This is a genomic window from Arthrobacter sp. V1I7, from assembly GCF_030817015.1.
Taxonomy (GTDB): Bacteria; Actinomycetota; Actinomycetes; order Actinomycetales; family Micrococcaceae; genus Arthrobacter.
On record NZ_JAUSYS010000001.1, the window covers coordinates 4333570 to 4354258 of the forward strand.

The 20689-nt window shown below is 65.4% G+C and carries 22 protein-coding genes and 2 pseudogenes; 8 read left to right on the forward strand and 16 right to left on the reverse strand.

The annotated features are described in order from the left end of the window. The first annotated feature begins 48 nt into the window (after positions 1–48). Together QFZ69_RS19955 and QFZ69_RS19960 are read left to right on the forward strand one after the other, a co-directional pair. Positions 49–303 (forward strand): hypothetical protein, encoded by a 255-nt coding sequence (locus tag QFZ69_RS19955; protein ID WP_307000363.1) that lies wholly within the window; start codon positions 49–51, stop codon positions 301–303. Further along, on the forward strand, positions 291–491 hold the full coding sequence (locus QFZ69_RS19960; RefSeq protein WP_307000366.1) for a hypothetical protein: 201 nt from the start codon (positions 291–293) through the stop codon (positions 489–491). Before QFZ69_RS19955 ends, QFZ69_RS19960 begins: the two co-directional genes overlap by 13 nt. 180 nt (positions 492–671) lie before the next feature. On the opposite strand, the gene pdxS is transcribed toward QFZ69_RS19960, so the two are convergent. The 5 genes from pdxS to QFZ69_RS19985 all read right to left on the reverse strand — a co-directional run bounded on the left by pdxS (position 672) and on the right by QFZ69_RS19985 (position 5875). Beyond that, on the reverse strand, positions 672–1580 hold the full coding sequence (gene pdxS, locus QFZ69_RS19965) for a pyridoxal 5'-phosphate synthase lyase subunit PdxS (protein ID WP_306913871.1): 909 nt from the start codon (positions 1578–1580) through the stop codon (positions 672–674). A gap of 221 nt (positions 1581–1801) precedes the next feature. Continuing rightward, complete coding sequence (locus QFZ69_RS19970; protein ID WP_306913873.1) at positions 1802–2914, reverse strand: low specificity L-threonine aldolase; 1113 nt, start codon at positions 2912–2914, stop codon at positions 1802–1804. Then, entirely contained in the window at positions 2911–3669 is a 759-nt protein-coding gene (locus QFZ69_RS19975) for an SDR family NAD(P)-dependent oxidoreductase (RefSeq protein ID WP_306913874.1), read from the reverse strand. Before QFZ69_RS19975 ends, QFZ69_RS19970 begins: the two co-directional genes overlap by 4 nt. Next, positions 3666–5069 carry a DUF6421 family protein gene (locus QFZ69_RS19980; protein ID WP_307000368.1) on the reverse strand — a complete coding sequence of 468 codons (1404 nt, stop codon included), beginning with the start codon at positions 5067–5069 and terminating at the stop codon, positions 3666–3668. Before QFZ69_RS19980 ends, QFZ69_RS19975 begins: the two co-directional genes overlap by 4 nt. A gap of 245 nt (positions 5070–5314) precedes the next feature. Beyond that, positions 5315–5875, reverse strand: coding sequence for a hypothetical protein (locus QFZ69_RS19985; RefSeq protein WP_307000370.1), 561 nt, complete (start codon positions 5873–5875; stop codon positions 5315–5317). 387 nt (positions 5876–6262) lie between these two features. Between QFZ69_RS19985 and QFZ69_RS19990 the strand changes: the two genes are divergently transcribed. Continuing rightward, positions 6263–7798: an amino acid permease gene (locus QFZ69_RS19990; protein ID WP_306913880.1), complete on the forward strand. Its 1536-nt coding sequence runs from the start codon at positions 6263–6265 to the stop codon at positions 7796–7798. A gap of 199 nt (positions 7799–7997) precedes the next feature. Here QFZ69_RS19990 and QFZ69_RS23415 read toward each other — a convergent pair. Beyond that, positions 7998–8368 (reverse strand): annotated as a pseudogene (locus tag QFZ69_RS23415) (DUF4913 domain-containing protein). Between QFZ69_RS23415 and QFZ69_RS23420 the strand changes: the two are divergent. Further along, positions 8261–8488, forward strand: a complete 228-nt coding sequence (locus QFZ69_RS23420) for a hypothetical protein (RefSeq protein ID WP_373461946.1) — start codon at positions 8261–8263, stop codon at positions 8486–8488. The pseudogene QFZ69_RS23415 and the gene QFZ69_RS23420 sit on opposite strands and share 108 nt — an antisense overlap. 48 nt (positions 8489–8536) lie before the next feature. On the opposite strand, the gene QFZ69_RS20005 is transcribed toward QFZ69_RS23420, so the two are convergent. The 3 genes from QFZ69_RS20005 to QFZ69_RS20015 all read right to left on the reverse strand — a co-directional run bounded on the left by QFZ69_RS20005 (position 8537) and on the right by QFZ69_RS20015 (position 10602). Continuing rightward, positions 8537–9037: a TraG/TraD/VirD4 family protein gene (locus tag QFZ69_RS20005; RefSeq protein ID WP_306913884.1), complete on the reverse strand. Its 501-nt coding sequence runs from the start codon at positions 9035–9037 to the stop codon at positions 8537–8539. Then, a complete protein-coding gene (locus QFZ69_RS20010) occupies positions 8989–9789 on the reverse strand; it encodes a hypothetical protein (protein WP_307000373.1) in 801 nt (266 codons plus the stop codon). The genes QFZ69_RS20005 and QFZ69_RS20010 overlap by 49 nt, the downstream gene beginning before the upstream one ends. Before the next feature lie 75 nt (positions 9790–9864). Continuing rightward, entirely contained in the window at positions 9865–10602 is a 738-nt protein-coding gene (locus QFZ69_RS20015; protein ID WP_306913888.1) for a hypothetical protein, read from the reverse strand. 117 nt (positions 10603–10719) lie between these two features. On the opposite strand from QFZ69_RS20015, the gene QFZ69_RS20020 reads away from it, so the two are divergent. The 3 genes from QFZ69_RS20020 (at position 10720) to QFZ69_RS20030 (ending at position 13118) form a co-directional block, all read left to right on the forward strand. Further along, positions 10720–11715, forward strand: a complete 996-nt coding sequence (locus QFZ69_RS20020) for an A/G-specific adenine glycosylase (RefSeq protein WP_306913890.1) — start codon at positions 10720–10722, stop codon at positions 11713–11715. 152 nt (positions 11716–11867) lie between these two features. Beyond that, positions 11868–12362: a hypothetical protein gene (locus QFZ69_RS20025; RefSeq protein ID WP_306913891.1), complete on the forward strand. Its 495-nt coding sequence runs from the start codon at positions 11868–11870 to the stop codon at positions 12360–12362. A 24-nt stretch (positions 12363–12386) separates the two neighbouring features. Next, positions 12387–13118 carry a hypothetical protein gene (locus tag QFZ69_RS20030; protein ID WP_306913892.1) on the forward strand — a complete coding sequence of 244 codons (732 nt, stop codon included), beginning with the start codon at positions 12387–12389 and terminating at the stop codon, positions 13116–13118. 3 nt (positions 13119–13121) lie between these two features. Here the strand turns inward: QFZ69_RS20030 and dhaM are convergent, their stop codons facing one another. Genes dhaM through dhaK form a run of 3 tightly spaced genes read right to left on the reverse strand, consistent with a single transcriptional unit; the run spans position 13122 to position 15420 of the window. Next, a complete protein-coding gene (gene dhaM / locus QFZ69_RS20035) occupies positions 13122–13793 on the reverse strand; it encodes a dihydroxyacetone kinase phosphoryl donor subunit DhaM (protein ID WP_306913894.1) in 672 nt (223 codons plus the stop codon). Next, positions 13790–14416, reverse strand: a complete 627-nt coding sequence (gene dhaL, locus QFZ69_RS20040) for a dihydroxyacetone kinase subunit DhaL (RefSeq protein ID WP_306913896.1) — start codon at positions 14414–14416, stop codon at positions 13790–13792. Before dhaL ends, dhaM begins: the two co-directional genes overlap by 4 nt. A gap of 2 nt (positions 14417–14418) precedes the next feature. Then, the gene (gene dhaK / locus QFZ69_RS20045) at positions 14419–15420 is read right to left on the reverse strand and encodes a dihydroxyacetone kinase subunit DhaK (protein ID WP_306913897.1); all 1002 of its coding nucleotides are present in this window, start codon (positions 15418–15420) and stop codon (positions 14419–14421) included. A 669-nt stretch (positions 15421–16089) separates the two neighbouring features. On the opposite strand from dhaK, the gene QFZ69_RS20050 reads away from it, so the two are divergent. Continuing rightward, a complete protein-coding gene (locus QFZ69_RS20050; RefSeq protein WP_306912883.1) occupies positions 16090–17274 on the forward strand; it encodes a DDE-type integrase/transposase/recombinase in 1185 nt (394 codons plus the stop codon). Positions 17275–17600: 326 nt separating this feature from the next. On the opposite strand, the gene QFZ69_RS20055 is transcribed toward QFZ69_RS20050, so the two are convergent. From QFZ69_RS20055 to QFZ69_RS20070, 4 genes and pseudogenes are all read right to left on the reverse strand, one after another. Further along, positions 17601–18725 carry a CU044_5270 family protein gene (locus QFZ69_RS20055; protein ID WP_306913899.1) on the reverse strand — a complete coding sequence of 375 codons (1125 nt, stop codon included), beginning with the start codon at positions 18723–18725 and terminating at the stop codon, positions 17601–17603. Next, positions 18722–19213: an RNA polymerase sigma factor gene (locus tag QFZ69_RS20060; RefSeq protein ID WP_306913901.1), complete on the reverse strand. Its 492-nt coding sequence runs from the start codon at positions 19211–19213 to the stop codon at positions 18722–18724. Before QFZ69_RS20060 ends, QFZ69_RS20055 begins: the two co-directional genes overlap by 4 nt. 377 nt (positions 19214–19590) lie before the next feature. Continuing rightward, positions 19591–20100, reverse strand: coding sequence for an amino-acid N-acetyltransferase (locus QFZ69_RS20065; RefSeq protein WP_306913903.1), 510 nt, complete (start codon positions 20098–20100; stop codon positions 19591–19593). Between the two features lie 119 nt (positions 20101–20219). Next, positions 20220–20411, reverse strand: a pseudogene (locus tag QFZ69_RS20070) (hypothetical protein); the annotation flags it as partial. Between the last annotated feature and the right edge of the window lie 278 nt (positions 20412–20689).

Sequence of the window (20689 nt, forward strand, 5' to 3'; positions counted from 1 at the left end):
TGGGTTGGTCCGGCTCGATGGCAGTAGGTGCAGCGGCCGAGGAGCCGGATGACCGCGGTCTGGAGTCCGGCCAAGGAACCGGTAGAAGCTCAGGCTTCCTCCGGGGCGCTCGGGCCGGCGACCGGGCGGACGGTCGTGACGAAGAGGTGGGCCGGGGTGACGAGGGTGTCATCCCAGCCAGGTCCGTCCCTCGAAGTGGACACTGCCATGACCGGCCGGTTCGCCGCCCTGCGCGTCCGGCCGGCGAACCGCAAGCTGCCGCGGGACGACACCGGAGCCGTGCCCCTCAAATGGCTCCTCTGAGTGGCCCCAGGACGCGACGAACCCCCGGCTACTGGCTCTCGACCCTGCCCGGGACCACACGGATTACCGAGATCGTGCGCTTGGTGAAGATCAGCTGGCGGACCGGGCACGACTACCGCGAACTCAAGTACGGACTGGGCCTGGACGAGGATCCCGATGGGTTTCCTTGTAGCGGTCGCGCCGCATGACGTCGTCGACGAGGGCAACGTAGAAGTTGAGTTATCCGGCCACCGGAGCCGACATTCTGCCCGTTCTGCGAGCCACACTCCCTGCCCTCTGGGCAGGGCGTTCCACGACACCTGCCGGCAGTGAGAACCGGTTTCCGGTCTCAGGACCGGTGCACCGGCTTGTTCGTCTTCACATGGCTGTTACCAGCCGCGCTCGGCGAGGCGGTGCGGGGCCGGGATCTCGTCGACGTTGATGCCGACCATGGCCTCGCCCAGGCCGCGGGAGGCCTTCGCGACCTCTTCCGGGTCATCGAAGAAGGTAGTGGCCTTCACGACGGCGGCGCCGCGCTGGGCCGGGTTGCCGGACTTGAAGATTCCGGAGCCGACGAACACGCCGTCGGCGCCGAGCTGCATCATCATGGCGGCGTCGGCCGGGGTGGCGATGCCGCCGGCGGTGAACAGGACAACAGGGAGCTTGCCGGTGGCGGCAACTTCCTTGACCAGTTCGTACGGTGCCTGCAGTTCCTTGGCGGCGACGTAGAGCTCGTCCTCGGCCATGCCGGAGAGCTTGTTGATCTCGGCACGGATCTGGCGCATGTGGGTGGTCGCGTTGGAGACATCGCCGGTGCCCGCTTCACCCTTGGAGCGGATCATTGCCGCGCCCTCGTTGATGCGGCGCAGGGCCTCACCGAGGTTGGTGGCACCGCAGACGAAGGGAACCGTGAAGTTCAACTTGTCGATGTGGTTGGTGTAGTCGGCCGGGGTGAGAACCTCGGACTCGTCGATGTAGTCCACGCCGAGCGACTGCAGGACCTGGGCTTCGACAAAGTGGCCGATCCGGGCCTTCGCCATGACCGGCACGGAGACGGCCGCGATGATCGCCTCGATCATGTCCGGATCGGACATCCGGGACACACCGCCCTGGGCGCGGATATCCGCGGGAACCCGCTCCAGCGCCATCACGGCCACGGCACCGGCGTCTTCGGCGATGAGGGCCTGCTCGACGTTGACGACGTCCATGATGACGCCGCCCTTGAGCATCTCCGCCATGCCGCGCTTGACGCGGTTGCTGCCCGTCACTTTTGTGGGGGTTATGGTCCTCGTGGTCATGAAGAAGTTCCTATCTGGAGGTCGAGATGGACCGGGGAGAATGGTGCCCCGGGTCCGTCTTGGCTCAGGATGAGCAGGGGTGAACTGGCTCAGCCCCACATATCGCGGTGGAAGAGATCATCCTCTGTCCCTCCGCTGACGATGCCGCGGGCGCGGGCGGGACAATTTGAGACTGCGACGACCGGAAAGTACCCGCGTTAGGTGGGTGTACGTCTCCGCGGTCAGCCGTTTGCTGAGGCTAGGGAGCCCACGGCAGCTTCAACGGCAGCCACGAGGGATTGGACATCGGTTTCGGTGGTATCCCAGGAGCACATCCACCGGACTTCACCGCGTGCCTGGTCCCAGTCATAAAAGCGGAAGGCTTCCCGGACTTTCGCACCAGCCCCGGGTGGAAGGACGGCAAAGACGCCATTGGACTGTGTGGCTTGCGTCAGGGAGACACTGTCAATAGCTGAAATCCCTGCGCTGAGACGTTGAGCCATGTCGTTGGCGTGACTGGCGGACCGCAGCCACAACTCATCCGTTAGCAGGGCAATCAGTTGCGCAGAGACAAACCGCATCTTTGAGGCAAGCTGCATGTTCATCTTGCGCAGGTAGTTCATGCCTGGGTCGGACTGTGAGTTGAGCCAGACTACGGCTTCGCCGAACAGCAGCCCATTTTTGGTGCCGCCGAAGGACAGGACGTCGACACCGACGTCGGTGGTGAATGCCCGCAAAGGAAGCCCAAGGTGTGCTGCAGCGTTGGCCAGCCTTGCTCCGTCCAGGTGGAGTTTCATTCCTTTCGCATGGACGTGCTCAGCAATCCGCTGGATTTCTTCCGGCGTGTAGCAGGTGCCGAGTTCGGTGGTCTGGGTGATCGATACGACCAGCGGTTGGGCACGATGCTCGTCTCCCCATCCCCAGGCTTCGGCGTCGATTAATTCCGGGGTGAGTTTGCCATCCGGGGTTGGGACCGGGAGGAGTTTTATTCCGCCGATGCGTTCCGGTGCGCCGTTCTCATCTGTGTTGATGTGCGCAGTCGCCGCGCAGATGACGGCGCCCCAGCGCGGCAGCAGGGCTTGGAGGGCAAGGACATTGGCCCCGGTTCCATTGAAGACGGGATATGCGGTCGCAACAGTCCCGAAGTGGGACTGGACGACCTGTTGAAGCCGTTCGGTGTAGACGTCTTCGCCGTACGCGGTGACGTGGCCTTCGTTGGCTGCCTGAACTGCTTCGATGACTTCGGGATGAGCCCCGGCGTAGTTATCCGAGGCGAAGCCCCGGTAGTTCGGGTCATGCAGGCGCCCCGCCAGGAGCTGCGGGACGGCGGCTGCGAAATCGACGTCGACGCTCATGCCGGTGAACCCAACATGTGGCCGGTCGTGAGGGGCAGGCGCTGTCCGTTGATCTGTCCTGCCTCCAGGTCAAAGATCCGCTCTACGGCGTCGGCAAGGACACTGACGTCGGTGAATCCCGGGAATTTGCGTTCCGGCTGGGCTGCGCGCATCCGGTCATCGACCAGAGCCTTGACGACGAAGACCAGGGCGGCTGAGTGCTGCGCGGGGAGAGGGCTTTCTTTTCCTCCCTGCAGTTCCCGGAATCCGTCGGCCACGGCCAGAGTCCATGCCTCGGCGGCGGACTTGACCGCCGCATAGGCGGCGCCGCCCGCTGTCGGCGAGGACGCGGACTGTGCGGAAACGATGGCCAGGCGTCCGGCAGGGGAGGCAGCCAAATCATCGTAAAACGCGCGGCTGGTGTTCCTCAGAGTGGTGAGGACACTGGTGTGCAGGAAGTCCCAGTCTTCATCCGTCTGCCCCTGAATGCCGGTACCGCCGCGCCACCCTCCTACAAGATGGACGAGGCCGTCCACGGGACCCAGATCATTCCGGACAGAATCGGCCAAATCCTCAACGGCCTGCAGGTCCGCGAGGTTGCAGACATAGCCTGTGACGTTGTCGTACGCGCCCGCGAGCTCCTGCACTCGGTCCTCAAGAATGTCCACCGCGGCCACCCGTGCCCCTGCATCCGAGAGGGTACGGACCACTGCAACGCCGGCAGCGCTGGTCGAACCGGCGACGACGACTGTGCGCCCTGAGAGGACCCGGCTCATGCGCCCGCCTCGCCCTCAGTCTTCACCGGGCTCTTACCGGTGATCCCGGCAGTTGACTCAATGACAGAGCGCATCTTCTTCTCCAGTGCCTCGTAGAACATTGACAAGGGAAATTCGTCACCAAGGACCTGGTCCGTCAGTCCCCGAGGAGGACCGTCGAGCGGAAGGGCGTCCAGTCCCTTGGCCCAGACCGAGGACGGGTTGGGGGTAAGGGTTTCCGAGACGAGCTCATACGCCGCCAGCCAGTGTGCGGTCTTCGGCCGGTCGATCGACCGCCAGTAAAGTTCCTCGATGCGGATACCCAGCTCGACGACCACGCCCGCGACGTCCTTCCAGTCGATGCTCAACTTTCCGTCGGTCCAGTGCAGGACCCGGTGCTGGTGCATCCAGGCGAACAGCAACTGGCCGCCCACGGCGTCGTAGTTACGGACCCGGTTCCCGGTAATGGCGAAGCGGAAGATCCGGTCAAAGATCACGGCGTACTGGACCAGTTTGGCGTGCTTGCGCGCGTCCTCGGAAGCGTTCTCGTCCTTCTCGATGGTGACTGATTCGCGGAAGGCGGTCAGGTCACAGCGAAGCTCCTCGAGAGAATACAGGAAATACGGCATCCGCTGCTTGATCATGAACGGGTCAAAGGGCAGGTCACCGCGCATGTGGGTCCGGTCGTGGATGAGGTCCCACATCACGAAGGTCTTCTCCGTGAGGTGTTGGTCCTCGAGCAGTTCCGCGGCATCAGTCGGCAGGTCCAGGGAAGTGATGTCGGCTGCAGCTTTTAAGACGCGGCGGAAGCGGGCGGCTTCGCGGTCCGCGAAGATGGCTCCCCAAGTGAACGAGGGGGTGCTCCGGACCGCTACGCTCTCGGGGAAGAGTACTGCGGAGTTCGTGTCATAACCAGGCGTGAAATCGGCGAAGCTGATGGGGACGAACAGCTTGTTGGAGTAGCTTCCTGCCTCCAGTTCAGCGACGAAGGAAGGCCAAATAACCTCGATGAGGACGGCCTCAAAGTGTCGGTTGGTGCTGCCGTTCTGCGTGTACATGGGGAACACAACCAGGTGCGGCAGCCCATCGATGCGCCACTGCTCGGGATGGAAAGCAACCAGGGAGTTCAGGAAGTCCGGAACACCGAAGCACTCAGACTCCCAACGGTTGAAGTCCTGGACGAGTAGTCCAAGGTATTCGATGTCGTGGGGAAGGTGGAGACGCAGGTCTTCGATTGAGCCGGTAATGGTACTGACATTCAGGCGGGCCTGATCGTGATGAGCAGGTTCCGGAACGGAGCCGTCCTGCGCTTGAACCTGCTGCAGTCCAATGACGGCTGTCTTTAGAGCCTGCCAGGCCGGGAGCGCCTTGAGGTCGTCTGCCCGGGTGGTTGTCACTTCGGGGTTTGCGATTACAGACATACTCGTTCCTTCCGTTGATGGGTTCCCGAAGAACGTAGCAAAGGATAAGAGGGCTTCACCGGTTTTTCGACTAAGCATAAGAAACTCTTTTGCTTAGAGCGCCCTCTTCCGGCTTATGCCTCTTGCGGGTCTTGGTGTTCAATGCCCCGGTCATCCTTGAGTCAGCGCATCTGAAAACGATTTGCACCCCTGATGCATTCTTCCCAGGCTCAGCTCCTACCACTGGGCCCGATCAGCAGATGTGCTTACAGAATTTGCCTGTGACACGGCCGCGACAGGGCCATGGTCCCGTTACGTTTGTAATCGTGGGTCTGCCGGGACGCATGGTCCGGGGACAGCGGCCGGTCCGCATGGGTGCGATCCAGGGCCGGGATATGGCTCTTCTCGTCGATCCTGACCGCGACCGCGTTCTCCGGCGGTGACATGTGGAGGCCGACCACGTCACGGAGCTTGGCCTCCAGCTGGGATCGGTTGAGAACTTGAACGTCTCGAGGCCGTGCGGCTGGATGTTCCACCTGCGCCAGATCCGGGCCACGAGGAAAGGAAGATCCCGAACCGCTCGGCCATGATGCGCGCGGACCAGTGCGAGATCCCAGCTCTGCCGGCGGTTTCCCGTCGTTGGGCAGGGTCTCGGCAATGAGCGCCAGCTCATCGATCTCCGGCTCGCGCGCCCGGACGCGGCGCATCACGCAGCCCTTCGACACCCTGAGGAGATACTGCTTGCGCCATTTCAGGACTGTCGGGGCAGAGAACCCGGTGGTTTTCTCAATCTGGATATTCGGCAGGCCGTCGGCGGCCGGCAACACTGTCCGGCCCGCATTGCCACCGCGCCGCCGAGGAGTTCCGTCCAGCCGCCTGCAGTCACGACGCCGTGCCAACGGTAACCGTGTCAGTTCCAAAGCCCGGATCAAGTTTGCGCTGCCGCGTGCCGTAGCAGATCGCCAGAGCCGCTTACCCATTCAGGGCAAGTAAATTAGCAACTCTTATGCTTAGGGCTCGGACTTCAGGCCTATTCGTAAGACTTTGCCCGCTTTCTCATGCAACATTCGCGTCCCAAAGGGCTCTTTCTTTGCGTGTGTTAGCTTGGTCACCGTCGTTCCCGGCCGACCCGCCGGAAAGCCAAACTCATTCGCTGCTACCCTCCCGGAGGCACCATGGGACTCAGCTCCCCCACCCAAACAGTTGATCCGCCAATGAGCGGAACTGTCGCAGATATCAACTCCGATGCATCCCTGGCGACAGGGGCCGGACGCGCCTCCGGCGAAACCGGCAACGAACTCAAGCGCGGGCTAAGCAGCCGCCACCTGCAGATGATCGCCATTGGCGGTGCGATCGGTACCGGGCTGTTCGTGGCCTCGGGCGGCACCATTTCCCAGGCGGGTCCCGGCGGTGCGCTGGCTGCTTATGCGCTGGTCGGGCTGATGGTATTCCTGTTGATGCAGTCGCTGGGCGAAATGTCAGCCAAAATTCCGGTCGCCGGTTCCTTCCAGTCCTTTGCTACCCGTTTTGTCTCCCCGTCCTTTGGGTTCGCGATCGGCTGGAACTATTGGTTCAACTGGGCCATCACGGTGGCCGCCGAGTTGGTTGCGGCCGGAATCATTATGGATTTCTGGTTCCCGGGGGTCCCCGGCTGGGTGTGGGCCGGGATCTTTCTGGTGGTTTTAACCGGGCTCAACGCCCTCTCGGCCAAGTCCTTCGGTGAATCGGAGTTCTGGCTCTCCTTAATCAAGGTCAGCGCAGTGGTAGTTTTCCTGATCGCCGGCGTGCTGATGATCTTCGGCATCCTCGGGGATAACTCCCCGGGACTGAGCAACTGGGAAAACCGCGATGAGGTGTTCCACGGGGGTTGGGTCTCGATCATCTCGGTCTTCATGATTGCCGGGTTCTCCTTCCAAGGCACCGAGCTGGTGGGCGTGGCCGCAGGCGAAGCCAAGAACCCGCGTCGTGAAGTGCCGAAGGCTATCCGCACTGTCTTCTGGCGCATCATGCTCTTCTACATTGGTGCCATCTTCATCATCGGCTGCCTGATCCCGTTCAACGATCCGAGCCTGCTGACCTCCGGCGAAGCCGATATTGCAGTATCGCCATTCACCCTGGTCTTCTCGCGCGCCGGGATCGCCTTCGCCGCCGCATTGATGAACGCGGTGATCCTGACCGCCATCCTGTCCGCGGGCAACTCCGGACTGTATGCCTCGACCCGGATGCTTTACGCCATGGCCCATGACGGCATGGCCCCGAAGATCTTCGGCCGCACTAATGCGCGTGGCGTGCCGATCCCGGCGTTGCTGGCGACCGCGGCCGTGGGACTCTTCGGGTTCCTCGCCGCGATCGTCGGTCAGGGCGCTGCCTACTCCTGGCTGCTGAACATTTCTGGCCTGTGCGGCTTTATCGTCTGGGCGGGAATCGCGGTCTCCCACTACCGTTTCAGGCGCGGCTTCCTGGCGCAGGGAAACAAGGTCAGCGACCTGCCGTACAAGGCGTCCCTGTTCCCCATCGGCCCACTGCTGGCCTTTGCCTTGCTGGTCCTGGTGATCGCGGGACAGAACTACGAGGCCGTGCTCGCCGGAAGGGGCATGGAGGTGCTTTCCTCCTATATCGGGTTGCCGGTCTTCATCGTCCTGTGGCTGGCTCACCGCTTCATGACTAAGTCCAAACTGGTGCCGCTGCTCGAAATGGATCTCACGGCACCGAAGGACCTCGAGGACGAACCTGCCGCCAGCGCCCGGTGACCCTGCTGCCGCGGGGGACCCCGCACGTACTGCGGGGTCCCCCGTGGCAGCTGAGCGACAGCGAGCCACAGCATCACGCCGATGCCCAGGAACAGCAGCACCAAAAAGAAGAGCCTGAGACCTGAGCGAATACAGAACCCCAAGCCACCGACCCGCTGATGGCCACGAAGTAACCGACCGACTCGGCCACTCCAGAGGATCAGTGGGCCAGCGAAACCGACGCTGGTCCTGAACCGAAGATACCGGCCTCGGGTTCCGTGTGCGGGAGCGCTGCGAGGCCGGGTGCGCGTGGGGGCTTGTGGCCGTCGTAGGCGCATTTCTTGAACGGGCCTTCTTTGTCCATGAGGACGCGCATGTGGGGGTCTGCGTGGTTAGCCACCAGGTGCTGAGTCCGTGGGCCGGTTCCAGGCGGAGGTGTTCCCATGCGCGCCAGATGCTCTCCATCCGGATGAGGGCTTCGGGGTGTTTATACCACTCCGGGCACCACGCGAACGCTGCGCCCTCGTTGACTTCCCGGACATAGGACTGGGACAGGAGCTCGGCGAAGAACTCCACGGCGCTGGAGTACACCAGCTCCGGTTCGGGCTCAGCGTGGCTGTGCCCGCCGGCCGGGGACTGCTCCTCTTCGTCCCCGAAGGTATCCCCGAACTCTTCACTCACGCCTTGTCCCCGTCCGTCCACGGGTTATGAGCTGGCACCGGCTCGCGCTCAACGGATTCCCTGGGGGCAAGAGAGTCTTTAACCTTTTGTGCGCGCGGTCCGTTCATCCAGGGAATCGTTTCGATCATGGTGGCCGGGGGCGCCGGAGGCAAGCAGGATGGCCCGGAACCGTGGCAGGGCTGTCAGGTCGGCGACGGACAGGATCTCGTCCTTGCTTTCCTGCCGGGACGAGGAGGACCCGGTTCTGCTGTGGCTGCGAGAGACATTGATATAGCTGTAGTGGCCGATCAGACGGGCGAGCTCATCGAGGTAGCCGACTTCGGAGACGCCGCCGCCATAGATTTTCACGTTCGACGCGGACCAGAGCTTCCTCATCCCTTCGAGGTTCCAGACCTCCACGCCCTGGGACCAGGACTGCAGGATGGTCATGAGGATGATCCCGCGTGAGCCGTAGTGGCTGTACTGGTCCGGCAGGGCCTTCCACCGGCAAACGTTGGCCGCCTCGTCCAGGATCCCCAGCAAGGGCGTTGCTAGACGGCCGCCGGGCTGGGAGGTGGCGTATTTTTCGGCCGCTTCCACGACGCGACGGTCAGGGCGGTGACGAGGGGGCCGGCGGTGCCGACCCCTTCTCGGGAGAGGCTGTAGAGCGTGCCTTTGCCGCGAACGAAGTCCTCGGGGACGAACTGCGGCCGGGGGTCCATATCCACGGTGGTGTCCCGCAGCGGCGTGACCCATCGGCTGACCTCACGGTCGGTCAGGCAGGAAACCATCTGTCGGGCGGTGCCGTAGACACCGGCCCGTTGCTTCTCCGGTTCGCGGATGTGGCCCATCACCATGTCCGAGAGCAGGTCATACCCTGCGGTCCTCAGCAGTTCGGCGGGGGCCTCGTCGTGCGGGCGGGTCAACAACCAGGTGTAAACCTGCGTGACCGGCGAGGAGTTGAGCGAGGCTGCGAGCATGTCCTCCCAGGAAGCCCCCAGCGGGCGTTTTCCGGCGACGCTGCGACCGAGCCGCACGCCCGGGAAATTCTCTACGCCAAGACGCACGGCCGTGGCAGTGGCCCCTTTGGTGCTCAGGTGATCGAGGTCTGTGCCGCGGCCCATGTGGACGGCGGCCTTATCCACGCGGGTGCGCTTGTGAGCCGTTCGGGAGCGGAGCACCAACACCGCCACCGTCAGGACAACCAACACACCGAGCAGCACGCAGGCCACGACGGTCGACAGAACCGGCCAGGGCACCCGGCCCTTGACCAGCCCGGCCACCAGATCAATCGGGTGGGCCGGGGCGCGGCAAGACCGGCCATCCAGGCTCCAAGGTGCGCCGAGACCCAACTGCCGCCCCCAATGACGACAGCTGCGCCGATAGCCACACAGACGGTCATGTCGCCCCGGAGCAGCCGATGGGGCTTAATTGAGCTGGAACACGGCCTTGGGGCTCGTCTTGCTCGCCAGCCGCGCCGTGAAGACGTATGTCCCGCCCGCGCCCGGCATCGCCTCGATGGGATCACAGCCCTGGACCGTGCGGTTGCGCTGCCAGGGGAAGTTGGCCGTCTCGCTCTTGCCCGGCGCAATGGTCTTCATCAGGTCCGTGCTGTCCGCCTGGCAGTCCTGGGACGAGAAGATCCGGTCCGAGCCGCTGGTGATCAGGAACTCCATCTGGGAGGTCCCGATATTGACCTCGCACGGCACCTTGTTGTTGTTCGTGACCTTGAGACTGAGCAGCGGCTTCTCGCCGGCGCCGTAGCTCCACTTGTCGGTGGCGGCCGTGACAGCGATGAGGTTCTGCTGGCAGCCACTGCCCTCCGACGCGGTGGCCGAGGCCGTGGCGGCGGGTGCCGTAGCGGACTGGCTCGGACTGGCCGCCTTGCCCCCGGTAGATGTTGCGGCCCCGCCCGGGACGGGCTGCCCGCCGCCGTTGATGATGCTGGCGACGGCAATGAAGCCGCCCACGACGACGGCGATGACCGCGAGAAGGGCAGCGCCGACCAGCAGCCGGCGGCGGCGGAAGACCGGTTTGACCGGCTTCCGCGCCGGTTTTCGCGCCGGTTTCCGCGCGGGCTTCCTGGCGGGCTTGCGCGCGGCCTGTCCGCTGCCGGAACCCTTCGGTCGTGAACCGTTCGTTCCTGAGTTGCCTTGCCTGCCCATCCCTCTAGGCTAGAGAACCCCGCAGGCTATGGGGTCCCACCACGCCGCGGGACGGGCCGCCGCCGCATCTATTACGCTGATTGGATCAAAGCTCTAGCCGACTCCACCGCCCTGCCCATGGCTGCACTCCCGGAAACCCTGCCGGGCCGGGTTCCCGGCGTCCGGCCTCCGGACGACGGCGTCCCGCTCACCGGACTGCATGCTGCCCTGGACTCCTGGTTCGACACCCACGCCCGTGAGCTCCCGTGGCGGGCTGCCGACTGCTCTCCCTGGGGCGTGCTGGTCAGCGAGATCATGCTCCAGCAGACTCCGGTGGTGCGTGTCCTGCCGGTCTGGAAGGAATGGCTGCGGCGCTGGCCGGAGCCTGCCGACCTGGCCAGGGAGCCCGCGGGCGAAGCCGTCCGCGCGTGGGGCCGGCTCGGCTATCCGCGGCGGGCGCTGCGCCTGCACGCAGCGGCCGTCGCCATCGGGGACAACCATGGCTGGAAGGTCCCGGCCACGTACCAGGAGCTGATGGGGCTGCCCGGCGTGGGAGGCTACACCGCGGCGGCCGTCGCCGCGTTCGCCTATGGTCGCCGCGAAACGGTGGTGGACACCAACATCCGCCGGGTCCATGCGCGGCTGTTTACCGGCGCCGCCCTGCCGTCGCAGGCGCTGACCGCCGCGGAGATGCGGCTGGCGGCGCAGCTGCTGCCGGACGACGTCGGGGCCTCCGTGCGCTGGAATGCCTCTGTCATGGAGCTCGGCGCCCTGGTCTGCACGGCCCGGACGCCGAAGTGCGCCGAGTGCCCGGTGCGCAGCTCCTGCGCCTGGCTCGCTGCAGGCGAACCGCCGCCGACGTATACCCCCAAAGGCCAGTCCTGGCACGGGACGGACCGCCAGGTCCGCGGCGCCGTGCTGGCTGTCCTTCGCGTGGCTGATGTCCCGGTGCCGCCGGAACTGCTCCATCGCGCCCCGGCGGACCTTGGCTTCGAGCCCGACGGGATCGGCATTCCGTTGGCCGCCCTGCACCGGCTCAATTCCGCTCCCGAACAGCTTGAGCGCGCGCTGGCCGGCTTGTTGGGCGACGGGCTGGCGGAACTGCACCTTGGCGGTCTCCGGCTCCCTGCCTGACGTGCCGAGGCGCCACAGCGCCTCCTGCGTCCGTGCGGCGACGTGTCAGTAAGTCGGTGTCACGGCGCCCCGGCGCGTCCGTGCGAGCCGTCCGAGCGGCGCCCGAACCCGAACGCCCTAGCTGGACCGGCCTCCCGGACCTACCCTGAAGCATGCGCAAGTTCGCGTGGGTCCTCGCCCTGGCTGTTGCAGCGCTCCCTGCGGCCGGTTGCCTGCCCGCGACGGCCTGCCCGGCGATCGGCCAGGCCCCGGTGGTTTCGTTGACGGTTGCGCGGGACTATGCCGGTACGGTGCAGACCGTCCGGCTCCGGGCATGCCAGGAGGGCCGCTGCGTTGAATCGGAGCTGGAGCTGTTTCCGGGGAGCACCACCGTGGACCAGGGCTGTGAACCAGGCCCGGACAGCGGCAGGGCCTGTTCGGCCACCGCCTCCCCCGACGGCACCCTCACCGGGATGCTGATGTTGGATCGGCTGACCGATTCCCGGATTGACGCGACGTCCACCGGAAGTGACGTCAGGGGCCTGCCCCTGCCCGTCCGGACCGTGACCTTCACGCCCCGGGCGGCCTACCCGTACGGCCAGCAATGCGGCCGGTTCATCTCTGCCGGGCTTGTTCTCGATCCTGCCGGGCTCCGGCAGGCGGATTAGCGGCATTCCGAAGGGTGCACTCCGATGAACTCGCAGAACATCAGCCACTGGATCCTCGCGGGCCTGTGGGCGCTGCCCGTCTCCGGGCTGATCACCGCCTGGACCACGATTGAACCCCAGCCGGACCAGGACCGGGATCCGGTGGCCTGGGCCCGGTTTGTCAGCTCGGATTCGTACCAGCTCAGCCACCTGTTCGGCAGCACCGGAGGAACTGTCCTTGCCATCTTCGGCGTCTTCGCCCTCGGCTGCTGTCTGGCTAACAGCCGGGTGGGGCGCCTGGCCCTGGCGGCGATGGTTCTCACCGCCGCCGGGAGCGCATTGCTGCTGGTTCCCGCGGCGATCTCCACGTTCGCCACGCCAGCAATCGGGAAGGCCTTCCTGGAGGGTAACGAAGAGGTCATGAAGCTCGAGTTCCCGGCCGCGATGACGGTCACTTTCCTGCTGGGCCTCTTACTGGCATTCCTGGGGAATCTGCTGCTGGGGATCGCGGTGTGGCACTCCCATACGCTCCCGCGCTGGGCAGGAGCGGTCTGGGCGGCCGGCGCGGTACTTTTCTACGTCCTGGGCGTGGTCCTGGGACAGGCGACAACAGGAAGCAGTCTGCCCACGCAGACCGCCGGGGCGCTGCTGGCGGCGGTCGCCGGCGGCTGGATCGCGTGGACCGGAACGCGGCCGGACCGCGGAGCCTTAGACCGGGCCGCGGCCGGCACCGGCTCGGGCGGCCGGGCACCCGGGCCTGGGCCGGTCAGCGGTTAGCGGCTATGGCTCCCCGAAGCCGGACGTGATCAGGCCGCCCAGGTAATCCACGGCCTTGGCGGCATCCGGGCCGTTGGCTTCGACATGCAGCACCGTCCCCCGTCCCGCCCCGAGCATCATCAGCTCTGTCATCGACGCACCGTCGGCGCCGTTCACGGTCACCTCGGCGTCCATGCCGGACAGCCCGCCCGCTATCTTCGCCGCCGGACGGGCGTGCATCCCGGCCTGGTTCACCAGCTCAAAGTCGCCGGCGGCTTCCGGCGGCTGCCGGTGCTCGTGCACGTGCTCAGGCGCGGCCGGCGGCCGGTAGACAGCTTCCGCCGCTTCCTTGACCGCCTCGGCGTCGGCACCGACCTGGGCGGCCACGGCAGCAGCGATAAGCCCCTCGACCAGTGGCGCGTCGGCCAGCAACACGGACCCGGGGTCTCCGGCGAATTCCACCGCAGATTCCGCCGTCATGACCGCCGAGCCGAGATCGGTGAGGACCACGACGCCGTCACCGCCGGCCGCCTGTTCCAGCGCCGCCATCACGCGTTCCAGGCTCGTGCCGATCCGGCCGTCGTCGGTGCCTCCGGCCGGGATGATCAAAACGTCAGGCGCCATCTGGGCGGCAAGTTCGACGGCGCCGTCGGCGATCTTCTCGCTGTGGGAGACGACGACGAGCCCGACGGTCATGCGGACGCTTCGGCAGCGGCGCGCAGGATCAGGGCGGTGGAGACTGCTCCCGGGTCCCGGTGCCCTATGCTGCGCTCGCCCAGGTAGCTGGCGCGCCCCTTCCGGGCCAGCATCGGGTCGGTGGACACGGCGCCTGCCTCCGCGGCTTCCGCGGCGGCACTCAGCACCTTGCGGGCGTCGCCGTCGGATGCGGCAGCCCCTGCCGCATCGATGGCCGGTGTCCAGGCGTCCACCATGGTCTTGTCACCGGGCTCCGCCTTTCCGCGGGCGACGATGCCGTCCCGGGCCGCTTGCAGGGCCGCCACCAGGGTGGCGGCGTCGATCTCGGCATGGTCACCCAGCGCCGTGGCCGCCCGGAGGAACGCGGTGCCGTAGAGCGGACCGGCGGCTCCCCCGACTTTTGACATCAGCGTCATGGCCGTCAGCTTCAAGGCGGCCCCGGGGGTTTCCGGAGGGGTCTCGGCGAGTTTCGCGGTCACCGCCTTGAAGCCGCGGTCCATGTTCTCGCCGTGGTCCGAGTCGCCGATCGGTCGGTCCAGTTCGATTAATTCTTCGCGATGGTCAGCCATCGCCTGCGCGGACAGGGCCAGCCACTGCAGGACCCATTTGAGGTCGAGGCCCACGGTCAGACACCCCAGCGGAGCGCCGGAGTGTGGACGGGAGCATCCCAAAGGGCCGTCATCTCGTCGTCGAGGCGCAGGACCGTAATGGAGCAGCCCTGCATCTCGAGGGATGTGATGTAGTTGCCCACCAGCGAGCGTGCCACGGTGACGCCTTTCTCGGCCAGCAGCTGCGCCGCCCGGCGGTAGACGATGTACAGCTCGCTCTGCGGGCTGCCCCCCATGCCGTTCACGAACAGGAGCACGTTGTCCCCGGAGGCTAGGCCGAGGTCGCTGACGACGGGCTCCAGCAGCCGGTCGGTGATGCCGTCGGCGTTTTCCATCGGGATGCGGTGCCGGCCCGGCTCGCCATGGATGCCGATTCCGATTTCAATCTCGTTTTCCTCGAGGACGAAGCTGGGTGCTCCGGCGTGCGGGACGGTGCAGGCCGCCAGCGCGACGCCCATGCTGCGGACGTTCTGGTTGACCCGCTCACCGACGGCGGCGACGGCGTCCAGGCTGTCCCCGCGCTCGGCGGCCGCGCCGGCGATTTTCTCCACCAGCACCGTGCCGCCCACGCCCCGCCGTCCGGCCGTGTACAGCGAATCCTGCACCGCGACGTCGTCGTTGACCAGCACGGTGCGGACCTGCACTCCCTCGGCTTCCGCCAGTTCCGCTGCGGTTTCGAAGTTGAGGACGTCTCCGGTGTAGTTCTTCACGATATGGACGACGCCGGCGCCTGAGCTGACGGCCAGCGTGGCGGGAAGGATCTGGTCCGGTGTGGGCGAGGTAAAGACGGCACCCGGCACCGCGGCGTCGAGCATCCCCTTCCCCACGTAGCCGCCGTGCAGGGGCTCGTGGCCGCTGCCGCCGCCGGAGACCAGCCCCACCTTTCCGGCCACCGGGGCGTCCTTGCGCACGATGTATTTCGGGTCCGCAAAGACGGTCACCAGGTCGGCGTGGGCAAGCCCGAACCCTTCCACTGACTCGTCCACCACGGCGCGGGGATCATTGATGAGCTTCTTCATTGCTGTGCTCCCTGGCTGGTGTCCTGGCTGCTTTTGCTTAGACCCTACTACCGGGGTCCTGTCCGCGAAAGTCTTCGGGTTGGGCCGCCGGGGCGGCCGCCGCGCTGATCCGAGTACCGGTTCGCGCCCACGGCGGAAGGCCTCGCGGGTCAGGGCGGCGTGTCCGCCCGGGCCGGCAAACTGGGCCAGGCGTCGCCGCCCAGCCAGGAGAACGGAGGCGCGGCGACGCGGGCTCGTTTCGTGCCGGGATCGTCATCCCGGCCCGAGCCTGTGCCCCTGGCTTCGCTCGGGCCCGTTATCTGGCCCGTGCTCTGCAACGACGGTGGCGGCGTTACGGCGGCAGCATCGCCGTCCGGTGTCTTATTAACGTCCGGTGTCTTATTAACCGGACATGACGCGGCGGGTGCGGCAGCAACGGTCATTTGGAATGCGGAGAAATCGGGAAAAGTCACGCGATTGTGCAATTTATGCCTCCGGAAGCTGAGCGGCCCACCCCCTGGGCCGGGCTCAGTTTATCCATCAACTTTATTGAGGGGAAGAGGGCGCGTTGACTCGTAGAAAACCTCCGCGTAGCCGGATACGTTGCCTCAATTGAAAACCTCCGCGTAGCGGCGTGGTTTCCGGCCGGGGCGGCGGATGGGGGTTATGCCCGTTTTCATGGAGCTAACGATGGACCAGCGGCAAGCTGTGACAAAGAAGAAAGCCCTCGCCTATAAGAGCGCCGATCGTGCAGGGAAATCCCGGATCCTGAACGAGCTGGTCGAACTGACCGGTTGGCACCGCGACTATGCCAGGGTCGCCTTGCGGGAGGCCCTGGTCCTGAAAATCGTCAAGCCCAGACCGGGCAGGACGCCGGTCTACGGCCCTGATCTGCTCCCGCCGCTGATCAGGTGCTGGGCGGTGCTGCGGGCTCCTGCCGGCAGGCTGCTGGCCCCGATGCTGCCGGTTCTGGTGCCGCTATTGCGGCGGGACAAGGAGCTTGCGATCACGGATGATCAGGCTGCTTTGCTGATGCGCATGAGCGCGGCGACCATCGACCGGAAACTCGTCGGTGAACGGGCGAAACTTTTCCCGCGGGGCCGGTCACACACCAAGCCCGGCACCCTCCTGAAATCCCAGATCCCGATCCGGACCTGGGCCGAGTGGGACGACGCCGTCCCGGGATTCGTGGAGATCGATCTGGTCGGCCACGAGGGCGGCAACAGCTTCGGGGAATTCTGCTTTACCCTGACAGTGACCGACATTTCCACCGGCTGGACGGTGAATCGGTCCGTGCGGAACAAGGCGGCCAAATGGGTCTTTGAGGCCCTCGAACACGTCACCGCTGTGTTCCCGTTTCCCATCATCGGGATCGATTCGGACAACGGCTCGGAGTTCATCAACGAGCACCTGCTCGCCTACTGCCACGCCCACCAGATCACGTTCACCCGCTCCCGTCCCGGGAACAAGAACGACGGCGCGCACGTGGAGCAGAAGAACTGGGCCAGGGTCCGGGAACTCGTCGGCTACCTCCGCTACGACACCGCCGCGGAACGCGAGAAACTCAACGAGATCTGGGAACTGGACCGGATCTTCACCAACTACCTGCTGCCCCAGCAAAAGCTCCTCGAGAAACACCGGCACGGCGCGAAAGTGACCAAGAAACACGACGCACCTGCCACGCCCCACCAGCGCGCCATCCGGCACGAAAAGATGCGCAAGCGCCCGGTCATTCGGATGAACGCCGCCTTCAGGCAGATCAAACCCGGCGCACTCTCACGCCAGATCCTGGCACTCACAGCGCAGCTCGAAACACTGGCCCGAGCCAAACAGCCGGGCGCGGTCAAACCCGTCAACAGGGCCTGGAACAACTGAAAATCCGGAGGTTTTTCAATGAGGCAACGAAGGGGTCAACCGGAGGATTTCAAATGAGGCAACGAATCACCTTTCCCGGAGGTATTGCAATGAGGCAACAGGGAGGGCGCGCCCTCGGAATCCGCCGTCCGCCATTCCGAGAGCCCTCACCGCATCCCCCGGGACGTGCCCCTAGGCTAGGAGGTGCCTGGAAGCGCCGCAGATGTGCCGGACACGGGGCAGGATTGCTGCTTGAGGAGTGCGGATGTCGTGCCGGGCAGTCGTGGGACGGGCAATGGACGCCTGGAATGTGAGCTTTCCAGACGGCCATTCCTGTCCGTTGGAGCTTACGGGGCCGAGTCCACTACGGATGTGCGCACGGAGGTCCAGGTCGTGATGGTTCCGGCCGGGAAGCCGGGATAGTCCTTCAGCAGGACGTTCCGTTCCCCGATCAGCACTCCGGTGGCCGGATCGATGATGGTCTCCTGCCGGGTTCCTCCATCCGGGGACGGGATGCCGATGGCGATGCCCGTCCTGCCGTCGATTGTTGCCTGCTGGTCCGCGACGGTGACGCCCGGGATGAGCGCGGCTGCCTTGTAGAAGGCGGCGCGCAGGTCCGCGGGGATGACGCCGGTGCGCAGGGCAGCCGTGATCGTCCCCAGGGCCTTTATTTCAGGGGACTTCCCGGCGCCTTTTGTCCGCTCATGGATGACGTCCAAAAGAGCCTGCGGATCCCGGGGCAGACCGGCAGCTTCGTCAAGGGGCATACCGCCGATGATGACTCGTTCACCCCCGTAAAAAGCGCCGCGTGGGGCACGCTGGATCCCGACCATATCGTCCGGTGCTTTTTCCTGCAGCCTGGTGGCTTCGGCTTTGGCAGCTTCGCTGGAGAACTCCACCGGGACGCTCGCTTCACGGTTCCACACCCATTCACCGTCCCGGTCCGCCGGAACATAGACCTGGCCTCCGGTTTTTTCCTGCCAGGACACCTGGGTTCCGTCGGCGGTAACCGCGCTTCCGCCGTAGCGGGCGGTCGTATCGATCTTCAGGTACTGGCCCGGTCCCAGCACCGGATCCGAGGTCTGGATGGTTGCCGCCGCGGCGTTCCTGAGCACTTCAGCCGCTTGGGCGGTGGCACCGGGCTGCGCGCCGGGGACCAGCACGTCTGCGGTGACCAGGACGCCAGCGAGGACGGCAGCGGCGGCGGCCGAGAGCAGAAGCGTCCTGCCCAGGAACCGACGAGGGCGGCGCGAGGAAAGCGATATGACAGTGGATCCAGCTTCGACAGGTGCGTGAGGGCCATCCATGTGGTTCGTGCGCAGCTGGTGATGAGGCACAGCGCCGGCGTCGGGAATCAGGAAGGACAGCGACCTGGCCCGGCTCCTGGCCAGTTCAGATTCGGTGACTGCGCCTCCAGGATCGACAGATGCAAGATGGCGGTCGAGATCGCCGGACATAGTGGTTTTGTTCATGTTGCTGCCACCTCTGGCTGTGTCTGAAGTAGATTGCTCAATGCCTTCCGGGCCCGGTGCAGGCGCATCCTGACCGCGGTGGCGCTGGTGTTGAGTAGGTCGGAAACCTCTGCGGAGCTGAAGCCGTCCCAGTAGGTTAGGAGCAGCACCTCGCGGTCCTCGGCGCGGAGCTGGCCGAGAGCGTCATGGACTGGGGATCCATCGGTGCCGGGATCGCGGTCCCGCTCGTGCTGAAGAGCACCGAGGAGGCTGGCGGACCGGACTGCAGACCGGTCATGGTTGCGGAGCACGTTTTTCGCAATCCCGAAGAGAACCATGACTGAAAGGCTGTCGTCCTGCTCTGTCTTCTCCCAGGTGATCCTGAAGACCTCGGCACAAAGATCCTCAGCGGTAGCGGCGTTTTCTGTTCGACGGCGGAAATAGCGGTAGATGCGGTCGTGACCTGCTGCGTGCGCGGCCAGGAAGCGTTTCTCCCTCTCCAAATCCACACGTTCCTTCCGGACTGTTTGTAGGCTCATGCCCTGTTAATGTCCGGCAGCTCCCAAAGTGTAACCACGCGACTCAACAAAATGGGCTCCCATGTTGATTGCCGAGCCTCTGGAGAACCCCTGGTGGCCGTTGAATTCCAGGCTCGCAGGTCCTGAGTTCGCCGTGATGTGGGCCGAACACTCCTGGTCCACACCGCCGAGCCCGGCAGCAAGACTGCCGCCGCCCTCACCCAGCTTCAGCGACCGCACAATTCCCTGAGACCAGGGCCCAGGGCCTCATCCCAAAAATCTGAGGCCGACCTGCGGGACCCTGGTGTCACATTCCGAGAGCTGAGTACCCGAGAGGGAGCATCCTGGGAGGCGGATTGTCTCTAGACCTAAAGGGTCTTGATCATCCTGGTGTTGCCCAAGGTGTTCGGCTTCACGCGGGCCAGATCGAGGAACTCGGCGACGCCTTCGTCGTGCGAGCGCAGGAGTTCCGAATAGACCACGGGGTCGACGGCGCTCTGGTCTGCCATGACTTCGAAGCCGTGCTTCTTGAAGAAGTCCACCTCGAAAGTCAGGCAGAAGACCCGGGACACGCCGAGCGCCCGGGCGTCCTCCAGCAGGCGCTCAACGAGGACGTGGCCGACGCCCTTCCCGCGCCACGCGTCCGATGCGGCAAGCGTGCGGACCTCCGCCAGGTCCTCCCACATCACGTGCAGCGCCCCGCAACCGATCACCTGGCCGTCGGCCGCTTCGGCGATCCGGAACTCCTGCAGGCTTTCGTAGTAGGCCACGGTCTCCTTGGCCATGAGGATCCGCTGGTCGGCCAGCGGCGCCACCAGCGCCTTGATGGCCGCGACATCGCTGGTGCGGGCAGGGCGGAGGCGGATCGGTTCAGTCACAGCCCAATCTTAGGCGCAGCCCTGTGGCGCTTCGGTTTCGACCCAACTGACTCGCATTCGTTGTCGTTATGAGCGCTCCAATTACTGCGATTCAGTTGGGTGAACAGGCGGCAGGTGAGTTAAAGCCCCAGCTCGGCAGGCACCGGAATGTCCTTGTCCAGGAGCGTCCGTGCGAGGAAGTGCTCGACGACGCCGTACCAGACCTTGGCGTGCTGCGGCTGCAGGATCCAGTGGTTCTCGTCCGGGAAGTAGAGGAACCGGTGCTCGGTCTCCCCGTTCTCGTCCGCCGCGAGCTGCGACCTGGAGCACAGTTTGTTGGGCTCCGCGATGCCGCTTCCGTGGTCAGCGCCGGCCGGTGGACGGCAGCATCCACAGTGCGTTGATCGGATCATCGTCCGGGCTTTGCGGGTCGGGCCAGGCGGAGGTGAAATAAAGATCGCCGTTGGCCACGAACGCTGCTCCGGCCTCTCCCTTGGCCCTGCGGGTGATCCGGCCCGCCTGGTGGGGTCGGCAGGACCCAGCTCCCACAGCGCCGTGCAGTACTCGGTGCCCATCCAGTGGCATTGCGGCCGTTTGTGGCGAATGACGT

Excerpts from the sequence above, each read along its gene's own strand:
- QFZ69_RS19955 (WP_307000363.1), top strand. The coding sequence starts at position 49 with ATGACCGCGGTCTGGAGTCCGGCCAAGGAACCGGTAGAAGCTCAGGCT.
- QFZ69_RS19960 (WP_307000366.1), top strand. The coding sequence starts at position 291 with ATGGCTCCTCTGAGTGGCCCCAGGACGCGACGAACCCCCGGCTACTGG.
- pdxS (WP_306913871.1), bottom strand. The coding sequence starts at position 1,580 with ATGACCACGAGGACCATAACCCCCACAAAAGTGACGGGCAGCAACCGC.
- QFZ69_RS19970 (WP_306913873.1), bottom strand. The coding sequence starts at position 2,914 with ATGAGCGTCGACGTCGATTTCGCAGCCGCCGTCCCGCAGCTCCTGGCG.
- QFZ69_RS19975 (WP_306913874.1), bottom strand. The coding sequence starts at position 3,669 with ATGAGCCGGGTCCTCTCAGGGCGCACAGTCGTCGTCGCCGGTTCGACC.
- QFZ69_RS19980 (WP_307000368.1), bottom strand. The coding sequence starts at position 5,069 with ATGTCTGTAATCGCAAACCCCGAAGTGACAACCACCCGGGCAGACGAC.
- QFZ69_RS19990 (WP_306913880.1), top strand. The coding sequence starts at position 6,263 with ATGAGCGGAACTGTCGCAGATATCAACTCCGATGCATCCCTGGCGACA.
- QFZ69_RS20015 (WP_306913888.1), bottom strand. The coding sequence starts at position 10,602 with ATGGGCAGGCAAGGCAACTCAGGAACGAACGGTTCACGACCGAAGGGT.
- QFZ69_RS20020 (WP_306913890.1), top strand. The coding sequence starts at position 10,720 with ATGGCTGCACTCCCGGAAACCCTGCCGGGCCGGGTTCCCGGCGTCCGG.
- QFZ69_RS20025 (WP_306913891.1), top strand. The coding sequence starts at position 11,868 with ATGCGCAAGTTCGCGTGGGTCCTCGCCCTGGCTGTTGCAGCGCTCCCT.
- QFZ69_RS20030 (WP_306913892.1), top strand. The coding sequence starts at position 12,387 with ATGAACTCGCAGAACATCAGCCACTGGATCCTCGCGGGCCTGTGGGCG.
- dhaM (WP_306913894.1), bottom strand. The coding sequence starts at position 13,793 with ATGACCGTCGGGCTCGTCGTCGTCTCCCACAGCGAGAAGATCGCCGAC.
- dhaK (WP_306913897.1), bottom strand. The coding sequence starts at position 15,420 with ATGAAGAAGCTCATCAATGATCCCCGCGCCGTGGTGGACGAGTCAGTG.
- QFZ69_RS20050 (WP_306912883.1), top strand. The coding sequence starts at position 16,090 with ATGGACCAGCGGCAAGCTGTGACAAAGAAGAAAGCCCTCGCCTATAAG.
- QFZ69_RS20055 (WP_306913899.1), bottom strand. The coding sequence starts at position 18,725 with ATGAACAAAACCACTATGTCCGGCGATCTCGACCGCCATCTTGCATCT.